Raw genomic sequence first — 11,550 nt, forward strand, 5'->3', positions numbered from 1 at the left:
CGTTTGCTGGTGGACATCTCGATTTGCCATTTACAGGTTTCGCAGTCGGTGACCACGATATCTGCGCCGCTCTCTTCAATCTGCTGAAACAGCGGGGCGCCGATAGACTGCGATGTCGGGTAGTTTTCCTTTTTAAAACCGTATGTTCCGGCAATCCCACAACACTGGGAGTCCAGCACGGTTAACTCCAGACCCGGAATTTTGCGCAGCAACTCCAGCGTGTAGAGCGTCCAGCCCATTTTTTCCATATGGCACGGCGTGTGGTAGACCACTTTGAGCGGTAGCGTTTTCAGCGGCAGGGTTTTCCCTTCATCCAGTTTGCGCCACAGCCAGCGGGTCGCCAGCTCAATGTGCTCACGCAAGCCCGCGTTATCCACGTCCAGCACTTCGGGATACTCATCGCGCAGGGCAAAGGTACAGGTTGAAGAGGTGGCAATTACCGGAATGCCTTTCACACCGATGGCTTCGCGCAGCGATTCAACATTGCTGATCGCCTGTTTGCGCGCTTTGTCGGTAAAACCATTGGCGATCAGCGGCACGCCGCAGCATTTCTCTTTGCTCAGTAACTGCACGCCGGTGCCCATCGCATTGAGCACCTTAATCAAATCCTTACCCAACTGTGGATGGTTGTAGTTAACAAAACAGCCGTGGAAGAAAGCGACCTGATCTTTGTATTGCGATTGTTGCGCCGCCACGCTGCGATACCAGCGACGGAAAGTGCCAAAAGAGTATTTCGGCAGTGTGCGGCGGTGATCGATTTTCAGCGCATAATCGAGCAACTGACGCACGGGTTTCAGCGATGTGGCGGTATTCACCACTGGCGCGAACGGCGTGGAGACGCTGCCCATCAGGTCGGTATGGCTCAGAATGAAGTTACGCAGCGACGGACGCGTGGTGTCATATTTCGCGCGTGCGCGCTGGATAATATCGCCAATTTTGACGTCCGACGGGCAGGCCACTTCACAGCGCTTGCAGTTGATACAGTATTTCAGCGCTTCGTCATACAACGCCCCGTCTTTCAGGCGCAGACGTTCACCATCCGGCCCGGCCTGTTTGGGGCCAGGATAGCTGGGATTGACCCGACTCACCGGGCACGCGGTGGTGCACACTGTGCATTTGATACAACTTTCAAAACGCGTGTCGCTCATTGCTGGCCTCCTGCACGTTCTGCTATTTGATGAGCGGCATGTAATGCGCTGACCGCACAGACGCCGCCGCCGCAACCCTGGGCGATAGGGTCGAAACCACCGAGCACTGAACCTACGGCAAACAGGTTCTCGACTGTTTTACCGGCAAGTGATGGCCGAAGCGCGCTATCGGTGGTCACGCCAAATTGTTGCCATGGCTGCGGGTCAAAGAAATCACGTTGATACCATTCGGCGCGGGTTGCCGTTTGTTGAACATCCAGCCCGAGAATAGGTTCGCGTATGCCATCACGACCGGCTACCAGACCACTGCTAAAGAAACTGCCGCTGGCGAGTACCGCAAAGCGAGGACGCAGCGGAATATCGGCGTGGTTGCGGGTCCAGATTTCGCTCACGACGCCATTTTTACAGGTCACTTTTTTCACTTCATCACCTGGCATCCAGATCCCGCCCTGGCGCACGAACTGACGTTGCAGTTGATTGTGCAGACGCATTCCCAAAACGGAAGGCGGTAGAGTGGGAAGTAGCGCCAGCGAACAAGGCAGACGTTCATTAAGCCAGCGCCAGAGTGAGTCGTCCGCCAGTCCGAAGCAGGCAGGCATAATGATCATCTCGCCGGATTTCGCGATCGGCAGCAGCGCTTCATACAACGACTGCCACTGTTCTTTGTTATCCAGCAAACGGGCGATATTCACCGCGCGAAATTCGGTCGGGTTATCGCGTAAGACATCCCGTTCGGGGAGTTCAATTTCTGCGGTTTCTACCTCCAGACCGAGTTGGCGCAAAGAGGCTGCCGCAAGGTGCGCCTGAAAATCCAGCAGGCCGCTTACCCCCACCACATGAATGCGTTGGGCGGCAAGCGGCCAGACTGGCACTTCCGGTGAACTGAGCCAGGTCGTGCGCAAGGTGCCCAGCGGTGTGACACGCTGATGCGCTTTTGAAACGTTGCCGTGTAAACGGGCGCCGCACGCCTCCAGCAAGTCCTGCGCTTGTTGTGCCAGAGTCAGCACATGTTGCGAGCCGATGGTGGAGTAGGGATGCGCTGGCGCTTGTTCCTGCAATAATTCCAGACCCGTGTTGATATCGGTGACGGGCTGGCCGTCCGGCAACGTGCTCAGGAGATCCAGCGAACCGGAGGAAAAGTGCAGCGCGTTTTGACCACGGGTGACAATAGCGCAGCGGAGTCCGTTTTTTTGCAGTTGCAGGCCGCACAGTAATCCGGCGAGACCACCGCCCATAATGACCGTATCAAATTTCATTCAGCTGCTCCTTCTCCAGACCGCATAATCCCTGATAAACCCAGCGGGTGAATTCACTCTCGCGCAGCGCATCACCCCAGGCAATAGGTTGTACCCCTTTCCAGCGTTCATTGAGGAATTGAGAAAGCTGGGTAATAGATTGCGCGGCGGTGGTGACATTAAAACGTTGTAGCAGACCGGCGGCACGACAGGCGCACAGTTCGCCCTGACAGGTTCCCATCCCGACACGGGTACGGCGACGTAAATCCAGCAGGCTGTTCACGGTTAAATTTTCAACCGCGTACTGAACCTCACCGGCGGTGACCGCTTCGCATTCACAGACCAGGCTACGATGCTGACGCCCTTCGCTGAGCCATGCTGGCGTACGATCGCCGTGGCGATAGACGGCAGAGCCGCGTAGCGGTGCGGGCAGGGAAATCACGCGTTTAAGTGTGTGCTCGGTAGATTCCTGCGAGCCGGGCAGTGCGGTTTGCGCCGTAACGCAGGGCTGGCTGTTGCCCAGTTTGCGGCAAACGGCGTCGGTTGCCCATTCCGCCATCAGGCGGTAGGTCATCAGCTTCCCGCCAGTAATGGTGATAAAGCCATCCAGACCATCACGTTCGGCGTGGTCAAACAGCACAATGCCACGGCTGACGTTACGCCCGCTCGGATCATCGTCACTGGCGACCAGCGGACGCACACCGGAGTATGCGCGTAAAATGCGCGTTTTCGCCATCACCGGCGCCAGCTTCTCACCTTCTCGCAGCAGGATATCTACCTCTTCGGCGGTCACGCGGTTGCTGTCTATCTCGTTGTAATCGATATGTGTCGAGGTCGTACCGATGAGCGAAATGGTATCGCCAGGAACCAGAATATCGGCATCGGATGGTTTACGGCAGCGGTTGATCACATGCTGGTTGATACGATGATCCATGATCAGCAGTGAGCCTTTCGCCGGGAACATGCGGATACTGAGGTCGGCATACTCGGCGATGCGTTGCCCCCAAATTCCGGCGGCGTTTACGACAACCGGCGCGTGCAAAGACTGAGTTTCGCCCGTCAGATGATTGCGCACATTGACGCCGCACACCGCTGCCCCTTCGCGAATTAACCCGGTCACTTCGTGCGCCGTTAAAATGGTTGCGCCATGCTCTTTCGCATCCAGCATGTTGGCGGCGGTTAAACGGAAAGGATCAACCGTGCCATCCGGCACTTTGACGGCACCGATCAGCGCAGGGTTTACCGCAGGTTCAATGATCCGCGCCTGTTGGGGATCGATTGCCTCAGCGCGGATACCGGCCTCTTCACAGGCGCGAATAAAGGTGGCCTGAAAGGATAATTCATCTTCAGGCAGGGTAATAAAAAGGCCGTCGGTTGGCTCTACGCAATGGCGAGCAATCCTTTTCAGGATCTGATTTTCGCTAATACACTCGCGCGCGGATTCGGCATCCGTCACCGCGTAACGCGCGCCGCTGTGCAGCAATCCGTGGTTACGGCCTGTTGCGCCAGTCGCGATGTCATGACGCTCGACTAAGATGACGCGTAATCCGCGCAGCGCACAGTCGCGGGCGATCCCTGCACCGGTGGCCCCTCCACCAATGATAATCACGTCACTTGATTGCGTGTCGCGCGTTTTCATTGTTTTTCCTCATTGTTCGTTTTTTATCATTTAGCCATATAAAAAATATTTTTTGTTTGATTTCGCGCACAATCGCTCACCAATCGAAATTGAAACGTGATTCCGTGCGCCTTTTTGAACATTAATCATAAAGCCGTAACAAGATGTGCAGTAATTCACATTAACGCCATGTGTCTTTCCTTAATATCGCGGCCACTCTGGGAACAGAGGGGCTGTTTGAACGAACTGCGGTGTCTATCTCAAAACTAAATACGGCCACGGAGGCTATATATGTTAAGTATTTTTAAACCCGCGCCGCACAGTGCGCGTTTGCCAGCGGCAGAGATTGACCCGACGTATCGTCGGTTGCGCTGGCAAATCTTTTTGGGGATTTTCTTTGGTTACGCTGCGTACTATCTGGTACGTAAAAACTTTGCTCTGGCAATGCCGTATCTGGTCGAGCAGGGCTTTTCCCGTGGCGATCTTGGTTTTGCTTTGTCAGGGATTTCCATTGCATACGGTTTTTCAAAGTTCATCATGGGGTCAGTGTCTGACCGTTCGAATCCGCGCGTGTTTCTGCCCGCTGGCCTGATTCTGGCGGCGGCAGTCATGTTGTTCATGGGCTTTGTGCCGTGGGCAACGTCCAGCATTGCCATCATGTTCTCCCTGTTGTTCCTCTGCGGCTGGTTCCAGGGGATGGGATGGCCGCCGTGTGGCCGCACCATGGTGCACTGGTGGTCGCAGAAAGAGCGTGGCGGCATTGTTTCTGTCTGGAACTGTGCGCATAACGTTGGTGGCGGTATTCCGCCGCTGCTGTTCCTGTTGGGTATGGCCTGGTTTAACGACTGGAAAGCGGCACTTTACATGCCGGCGTTTGGCGCGATCATTGTTGCGTTCTTTGCCTTTGCGATGATGCGTGATACGCCGCAATCCTGTGGCTTGCCGTCTATCGAAGAGTACAAAAACGACTATCCGGACGATTACAACGAGAAAGCAGAAGAAGAGCTGACGGCGAAGCAAATCTTTATGCAGTACGTGTTGCCGAACAAACTGTTGTGGTACATCGCGATTGCTAACGTGTTTGTGTATCTGCTGCGTTACGGCATCCTCGACTGGTCACCGACCTATCTGAAAGAAGTGAAACATTTCGCGCTGGATAAATCCTCCTGGGCTTATTTCCTTTATGAATACGCCGGTATTCCGGGCACGCTGCTGTGCGGCTGGATGTCGGATAAAGTCTTCCGTGGTAACCGTGGGGCAACCGGCGTGTTCTTTATGACGCTGGTAACTATCGCCACTATCGTCTACTGGATGAACCCGGCGGGTAATCCAGGTGTGGACATGGCGTGTATGATCGTAATCGGCTTCCTTATCTATGGTCCGGTCATGCTGATTGGTTTACACGCGCTGGAACTGGCACCGAAGAAAGCGGCAGGTACGGCAGCGGGCTTTACCGGCCTGTTCGGTTATCTGGGTGGTTCTGTGGCAGCGAGCGCCATTGTGGGTTACACCGTTGACTTCTTCGGCTGGGACGGCGGTTTCATGGTGATGATCGGCGGCAGTGTGCTGGCAGTTATTCTGCTTGTGGTAGTGATGATTGGCGAAAAACGTCATCACGAAGAGCTGGCGCTGAAACGCAGCGGTAGTTAATAAAAGAAAAACAAAAAAGTAGCAGCAGTTAATAAAATACAATTAAACGTAGAGGGGAATTAACTAAATGAAAACAACGCTAAAGAACCTGAGCATGGCGCTGATGATGACCGGAATGGTGATGGGAAGCTGCGCGGTTGCCGCCGATAAAAGTGACAAAACAGTGATCGCGCATCGTGGCGCCAGTGGCTATCTGCCTGAGCATACGCTGCCAGCCAAAGCGATGGCGTATGCGCAAGGTGCAGATTATCTGGAACAGGATCTGGTGATGACGAAAGACGACCGTTTAGTCGTCCTACATGACCATTATCTTGACCGGGTTACCGATGTTGCCGAGCGTTTTCCAGACCGTGCGCGTCCAGACGGTCGCTACTACGCCATTGACTTCACGCTGGATGAAATTAAGTCGCTGAAATTTACCGAAGGTTTCGACATTGTAAACGGTAAGAAAGTGCAGAGTTATCCAGGGCGCTTCCCGATGGGGAAATCTGATTTCCGTATTCATACTTTTGAAGAAGAGATCGAATTTGTCCAGGGGCTGAATCACTCTACCGGTAAGAACATCGGTATTTACCCGGAAATGAAAGCACCGTGGTTCCATCACCAGGAAGGGAAGGACATCGCGGCGAAGACGCTGGAAGTACTGAAAAAGTACGGTTACACCGGTAAGAAGGATAACGTGTATTTGCAGTGTTTTGATGCCGCAGAACTCAAGCGCATCAAACATGAGCTGGAACCAAAAATGGGGATGGATCTCAACCTGGTTCAGCTGATTGCGTACACAGACTGGAACGAAACACAGCAGAAACAGGCAGACGGCAGTTGGGTTAATTACAACTACGACTGGATGTTTAAGCCTGGTGCGATGAAGCAAATCGCGGAATATGCTGATGGCATCGGCCCGGACTACCATATGCTGGTTGATGAAAAGTCGAAGAAAGGGAATATCCGGCTGACAGGTATGGTCCAGGAGGCTCATCAGAATAAGATGATGGTGCATCCTTTTACCGTGCGTGCTGACCTGCTACCGGACTATGCGACTGACGTAAACCAGCTTTACGACATTCTGTATAACCAGGCCGGTGTTGACGGGGTATTCACCGACTTCCCGGATAAAGCGGTCATATTCCTGAATAAAAAATAACGGCTCGCGCGGATAGCGCTGCAAAACTGCACCCCAAAGGTGGAAAACCCACTGAGTAAGGTGCAGTTTTGTTGCGTCAACGATTGCTAATGAATTCTCTGAGTCGCTCCGAGGATTGCTGCCATTTGAAATGCATCTTTATTATGAATGAAATAATATTTAGAGGGTTTGCTTACATTTTACGCATAAATCCACTATTCAGCACGAATATCTTAAAATTTAATTAATTAGAGCCTATCCCAATAGGATTTTATTCCAGACAATGATGCCGCAGGCAAAGTGCAGCATCGCTTCATAGTTTTCAACTTTCTTCTCCCAGAGCGTCAGTATGCGACGGAAACGATTCATCCAGCTGCGCGTTCTCTCCACCACCCAGCGATGCGCTTTAAAATCTGTCATTCTGATGGCATCGGATTCCTCTTTCCGCGACTGGATATGAGGTTCATAACGACGGCTTTTCAGATAGGCCTCCAGCCATTCCGCTTCATAGCCTTTGTCCATGCACAGCTTTTGCCGGGTCTGCCAGTCTGAAGGGCGTCTAGGGTATCTGCGACCAGCTTTATATCGTGCGTATTTGGCCCTGAGACAACCACAGAAAGCGGTAACCCGTTTGCGTCGGTCATCAGGCTACGCTTTACGCCCTGCTTCCCCCGGTCAGTGGGGTTGTGGCCTGTTTTTTTGAGCCCGCCAGCGGCGATTTGGTCATGCAGCCATCCATAGAAAACTCCACCCCATAATCGCGTAGATTAACTGACCTGTACCCCATTGATTAACACACCATAATGTTGGTTGTGTCATTTTTGGCACAAACCCAACCATAAAGCTATCATCGGACTGCTATGAATGAGGAACAGACATTTCAGCCTATAATTGGTAGCACGGTTAAATAACCATTATTCATTCAAAGCATTTTTACTACGTTATCTAACCAGTCGGGAAGATGTTCCTTATACCATTTGATATATAAGGGAAATGCTGTCTTTTGCCGTTCATCAATCAGCACAACTACTTCAGTAACAATCCACGCTTTGGTAATAGCAATTTCTCTCGCTAACCAATTGTGATTATTATAGAAATATAATCGGCAATAATGTTCTGCAAGGTCAATAAACGTTTGCTTCGTGCCCATTCCCTTTATAAGAGGGGCCTAGTCGATAGCGGGACTCCCTTTTCCAAACCTCTCCCGTCAAAAAGAACCTGGTCACCGTTATCTCTTCTTCCCCAGTTGCCAGCATTGCTATCGCCAGAAACCAAACTTTGGTTAAGCGTCCGGAACACGTTATCGTTCACACGGATCGTGTTCATCGGACTATCAGGATCTGCTTTAGCGGCATAATCTGGGGGGAGCATGAGCGCCCGGGGTGACTGCTACGATTATGCGTGTGCGGAAAGCTTCTTCCACTCGCTGAAAGTGGAGAGCATCCACAGAGAGCGGTTTGCCAGCCGGGAAATAATGCGTGTAACGGTGTTTAATGATATCGCGTGTGATTACAATCGCTGGCTTCGCCACAGTGCATGTGGTGGTCTCAGCCGGAACAGTTCGAAAACCCAACCTTCGCTTAGAGGCGTGTCCACATTACGCGGGTAGGATCATTTTGAAGGTGCTGGAGTTAACTTAAGGTCTGGTTTGGAAGACATATCTATTAATTAATGAGTTAATCTTCATCATAGCAGCGATGGGCCGCTATAAATAAGCACCATACCATAAATTATGGCTGATGGTCATTCATATGAAAAAATGCATTGCCATCAAAATTCAGGTTCTCGCTATGGTCATGATCTAAGCCAATTTTTTTGAGGAACAAGTAACCTTAAATTAAAATAGGAAAAATTAATCCTGATAGTTCTCTAAGTTGACTACTTTTACCTGATTTCGCCCAGAACTTTTCGCTTCATAGAGGTTTGAGTCCGCTACTTTCAATAAATCATCAAATCGAACAAGTACCCCTTCTTTCGGATGGCAGGTTACTGCACCAATGCTGATCGTGACAGTTCTTTTTAGTGTAGTCAGATGTTCAACGCTTTTGCGTAATCGTTCACAGACCAAAAAGCAGCCTATCTTATCTGTTTCAGGGAAAAGCATGATAAACTCCTCCCCGCCAAACCGTGCGATTTTATCTAGGCTTCGTAGAGTATGATTGAGTTCTTTGGCTATACTCTTTAGGGCAACATCTCCTTCTTGGTGACCATAATTATCGTTATATGATTTAAAAAAATCGATATCTGCAATGGCAAGTGATACAGGGGCGGGATGGCGTGCAATTCTGGTCATTTCACTCTCAAACCAGAGCATGAATTTTCGGCGGTTGGCGATTTCCGTCAGACTATCTTCTGTTGCCATCCGCTCTAAAATAATATTGACATTATACAACTCCTCTTTTTGCTTTTTGAGTTCCATCTCCATTTTTTTACGCTCATCAATACTTTGGATTTGAGCTATGTAATATTTCACATTGCCATTATTTTCTCTCACCAGAGAAACACTAAGAAGTATCCAGATATAATTCCCTGCTGCTGTCAGATATCGCTTCTCTAATTGGTAGAAAGGAATGTCTCCTCGAGAAAGCGAATCTAATAGCTGTAAATCTGTGGTTAAATCATCAGGGTGAGTGATTTTTTGAAAGTTGATGGAAAGCAAATGATTTTCAGTATATCCCAGCATTCTGGTCAAGGCACTGTTAACTTTCATCCAAAGGCCAGAAGGCGCTACCAATGCCATGCCTATGGTTGAGTTTTTAAAAATGCTTTCGAGAATTTCGTTGTTTTTTCTTAGCGCTGAAATAATTGTTTCATTTTCACTTATTAATAAGCTCATCTCAATTAACGAACCAATGCCATCAGCCATTAAACCAATGAACTCATGATCATCTTTAGAGAAAGAAACTGTGCTTATCTGAGTAGAGGAGAAATTAAGTGTACCCCATATTTTTCCCCTTACCCATATCGGTGCTGAGATGTAAGTTTCAAGTTTCATACTAATGTAGACGGGATGAGTATTAAAATCAGGGTGCTCTCCAGCATGTTCAACACTTATTATTCTTCTTTCATTGACGACCTGTTGGCAATAAGTGTTTTTTATGTCAAAAGTCATTCCCGCTGAAATATCTTTTCCTTTTGGTGAGACTGCAAGCAGAGAGTAACGGTCACCTTCTATCTGACTAATAATACCCAGCGACAGGTTGAATGCTTTTAATCCTTCATCAAGTATAGCGTGGTAGGTATCTTCAAGCGAAGCATGCCTCTTGACCAATGCCTCATAAAGGAAATGAATTCGGCTGATGTTGACCCTGCTTTCTTGCATTTTAAACCTCGCCTTATCTTTTCACCATTTCGCGTGTAACTCGGGGTTACTCTGTCAGGGCCCTCTCTTTTTACACTGTAAAAGGTCGTCCGTGATATCCCCGTTTTATCCAGTATCGTTTTCTCAGAAGCATCTTGTCGATGAACTCCCACACCATGCCTGACTGTATACCTTACGTACGAATTTCGCTCCAGACGCTATACGTTCACACCCCCACAGGGTATTACGTATGGGGATTTTAGGCTACTGAGTTTAAAAATAATTGAATAATTAATTGTTTTTTGCATGTTTTTTACATCATTAGCATCAAAAATTCACTGGTAAACATAAGCGAACTGGTCTGCGTCAAACCGCCGTTAACCGCGACCTTATAATGTAATATACTCAACACATTCAATTCGAATGTTTAATTTATGCATAAAGATGTTGAACTTTAGCTTGGTTCTCATCGGTTTAATTTTTATTGCTTATCCCTGTGTTTTATCGTTTTTGTGCAGTCGTTAAGTGAGCGCCGTATTGACTGCTATTTATTGGTGAGATCCACGTTCCATGGCAGGAGTTCAACCACTTTTTCGGCGGCCACTCCGGCAACACGCTCAGGATATGGCGAAGGCAGGTTTCCGGAGCGATACCGTTCAGCCTGCATGTGGCGCTCAGACCATACAGCAGCGCGCCACGCTCGCCACCGTGATCGCTCCCGAAGAAGATGTAGTTCTTTTTACCCAGACATACCGTCCGTAACGCTCGTTCCGCTGCATTGTTATCAGGTTCTGCAGGGCCATCATCGCAGTAGTAGCACAGCGCACCCCACTGATTGAGCACATAAGCGAACGCCTCGCCCAACCGGGAATTTTTTCGACAGCGTTGCGCTTTTCTCCACCAACCACGTATGCAGGGATGCCAGCAGTGGCTTGCTTTGGGATTGTTTGGCTGCCAGTCGCTCTGCTGTCGGGAGGCCGCGTATTTCCTCTTCTACCGCGTACAACTCACCCTACTGGAGCCATAAAAAACTTGTAGAATGTCTCAGGGCGTGAAGCGGACGTTGTTTTCTCTTTCCCCGCTGTCCATCCGCCCAGCGTTACCCAGGCGCCGACTCTCAACTACGTAAGAAACTACCTTGAGGTACCAGTACAAGCACGGAGATTTCGCCAATGAGGAAAGGTGACACGGATTATTAAAACCAACAACCCCAGGCGTAATAACAACGCAGGGGCTGTATATTTTACTGAATACTTTCCAGGTCTTTTGCTATATCACGATGGCGTCCCTGGTCGGCAATCTCACGTCCCGGGCGAGCCGGTGCTTTAAGAGCCTTTTCCAGATAGCGTTTTCCTTCGTCAGTCTTTTTCTCTTTCAGCAAAAAGTCGCCATAAAAATAGTTTGGATCGATGCCATCAGGATTGATCGCCAGTGCTTTTTTCAGCATTTCGTCGGCTTTGTTTTTATCACCAAAG

8 protein-coding genes and 4 pseudogenes are annotated in these 11,550 nt (G+C 49.8%); 3 read left to right on the top strand and 9 right to left on the bottom strand.

Features of this window, described 5'->3' with window-relative positions; all coding sequences use genetic code 11:
- The 3 genes from glpC to glpA all read right to left on the bottom strand — a co-directional run.
- A partial coding sequence (gene glpC, locus CJP72_RS17810; RefSeq protein ID WP_162382678.1) for an anaerobic glycerol-3-phosphate dehydrogenase subunit GlpC occupies positions 1–1,148 on the bottom strand: 1,148 nt, incomplete at its 3' end.
- The gene (gene glpB / locus CJP72_RS17815) at positions 1,145–2,404 is read right to left on the bottom strand and encodes a glycerol-3-phosphate dehydrogenase subunit GlpB (RefSeq protein WP_162382679.1); all 1,260 of its coding nucleotides are present in this window, start codon (positions 2,402–2,404) and stop codon (positions 1,145–1,147) included. The genes glpB and glpC, both read right to left, overlap by 4 nt.
- Positions 2,394–4,022 carry an anaerobic glycerol-3-phosphate dehydrogenase subunit A gene (glpA, locus tag CJP72_RS17820; protein WP_162382680.1) on the bottom strand — a complete coding sequence of 543 codons (1,629 nt, stop codon included), beginning with the start codon at positions 4,020–4,022 and terminating at the stop codon, positions 2,394–2,396. Before glpA ends, glpB begins: the two co-directional genes overlap by 11 nt.
- A 270-nt stretch (positions 4,023–4,292) precedes the next feature.
- On the opposite strand from glpA, the gene glpT reads away from it, so the two are divergent.
- Positions 4,293–5,651: a glycerol-3-phosphate transporter gene (glpT, locus tag CJP72_RS17825; RefSeq protein ID WP_162382681.1), complete on the top strand. Its 1,359-nt coding sequence runs from the start codon at positions 4,293–4,295 to the stop codon at positions 5,649–5,651.
- A 67-nt stretch (positions 5,652–5,718) separates the two neighbouring features.
- Positions 5,719–6,795 (top strand): glycerophosphodiester phosphodiesterase, encoded by a 1,077-nt coding sequence (gene glpQ, locus CJP72_RS17830; protein ID WP_162382682.1) that lies wholly within the window; start codon positions 5,719–5,721, stop codon positions 6,793–6,795.
- A 234-nt stretch (positions 6,796–7,029) separates the two neighbouring features.
- On the opposite strand, the pseudogene CJP72_RS17835 reads toward glpQ, so the two are convergent.
- Both CJP72_RS17835 and CJP72_RS17840 read right to left on the bottom strand, forming a co-directional pair.
- Positions 7,030–7,516, bottom strand: a pseudogene (locus tag CJP72_RS17835) (IS5 family transposase); the annotation flags it as partial.
- Positions 7,517–7,696: 180 nt separating this feature from the next.
- A pseudogene (locus CJP72_RS17840) lies at positions 7,697–8,052 on the bottom strand (aminoglycoside phosphotransferase); the annotation flags it as partial.
- A 6-nt stretch (positions 8,053–8,058) separates the two neighbouring features.
- Here CJP72_RS17840 and CJP72_RS17845 point away from each other — a divergent pair.
- A pseudogene (locus CJP72_RS17845) lies at positions 8,059–8,358 on the top strand (IS3 family transposase); the annotation flags it as partial.
- Positions 8,359–8,626: 268 nt separating this feature from the next.
- Here the strand turns inward: CJP72_RS17845 and CJP72_RS17850 are convergent.
- The 4 genes and pseudogenes from CJP72_RS17850 to CJP72_RS17860 form a co-directional block, all read right to left on the bottom strand.
- On the bottom strand, positions 8,627–10,096 hold the full coding sequence (locus CJP72_RS17850) for a sensor domain-containing diguanylate cyclase (RefSeq protein WP_162382683.1): 1,470 nt from the start codon (positions 10,094–10,096) through the stop codon (positions 8,627–8,629).
- A gap of 480 nt (positions 10,097–10,576) precedes the next feature.
- Complete coding sequence (locus CJP72_RS26360; RefSeq protein ID WP_446714977.1) at positions 10,577–10,918, bottom strand: IS66 family transposase; 342 nt, start codon at positions 10,916–10,918, stop codon at positions 10,577–10,579.
- Positions 10,878–11,081, bottom strand: a complete 204-nt coding sequence (locus CJP72_RS26365; protein WP_446714978.1) for an IS66 family transposase — start codon at positions 11,079–11,081, stop codon at positions 10,878–10,880. The genes CJP72_RS26360 and CJP72_RS26365 overlap by 41 nt, the downstream gene beginning before the upstream one ends.
- A gap of 237 nt (positions 11,082–11,318) precedes the next feature.
- Positions 11,319–11,550: pseudogene (locus CJP72_RS17860) on the bottom strand (hypothetical protein); the annotation flags it as partial.

Source organism: Citrobacter sp. NCU1, assembly GCF_010231475.1.
Taxonomy (GTDB): domain Bacteria; phylum Pseudomonadota; class Gammaproteobacteria; order Enterobacterales; family Enterobacteriaceae; genus Citrobacter_D.

Coding starts and splice junctions, on each gene's coding strand:
- glpT (WP_162382681.1), top strand. CDS start 4,293: ATGTTAAGTATTTTTAAACCCGCGCCGCACAGTGCGCGTTTGCCAGCG.
- glpA (WP_162382680.1), bottom strand. CDS start 4,022: ATGAAAACGCGCGACACGCAATCAAGTGACGTGATTATCATTGGTGGA.
- CJP72_RS17850 (WP_162382683.1), bottom strand. CDS start 10,096: ATGCAAGAAAGCAGGGTCAACATCAGCCGAATTCATTTCCTTTATGAG.
- glpB (WP_162382679.1), bottom strand. CDS start 2,404: ATGAAATTTGATACGGTCATTATGGGCGGTGGTCTCGCCGGATTACTG.
- glpQ (WP_162382682.1), top strand. CDS start 5,719: ATGAAAACAACGCTAAAGAACCTGAGCATGGCGCTGATGATGACCGGA.